The organism is Atlantibacter hermannii, assembly GCF_009907385.1.
GTDB classification, from domain to species: domain Bacteria; phylum Pseudomonadota; class Gammaproteobacteria; order Enterobacterales; family Enterobacteriaceae; genus Atlantibacter; species Atlantibacter hermannii_A.
In genome coordinates this window covers 1-385 of sequence record NZ_JAAATR010000020.1, presented here as the reverse complement: position 1 = coordinate 385, position 385 = coordinate 1, and the positions used below count along the sequence as shown (strand labels likewise).

The 385-nt window shown below is 60.0% G+C and carries 1 pseudogene; it reads right to left on the bottom strand.

From position 1 onward, the window contains the following. Positions 1-385, bottom strand: a pseudogene (locus GV764_RS06805) (transketolase); the annotation flags it as partial.

The window sequence follows — 385 nt, the reverse complement described above, 5'->3', positions numbered from 1 at the left end:
GGATGCTTTACGGCTGGCGATTTTCGCCGGGTTAGCCTGCAGCTTAGCGATGAATTCGTTGGCTTTCGCGTCGAAGTCAGCCGGCATGTCGCCTTTCATACGACGGGTGAATTCCGCCGCCAGCTCCGGGAAGGCTTTCGCGTAGGCAGCGAATTTCTCATTCCACGCGGACTCTTTGGCTGCGCCTGCTTCTTTCGCATCCCACTGCGCATAGATATCAGACGGGATTTCAAAGGCAGCGTGTTTCCAGCCCAGCGCTTCGCGGGTCAGCGCCACTTCTGCGTCGCCCAGCGGCGCGCCGTGGGAGTCGTGCGTACCGGCCTTGTTCGGCGAACCGAAGCCAATAACGGTTTTGCACATCAGCAGGGACGGCTTGTCGGTGACC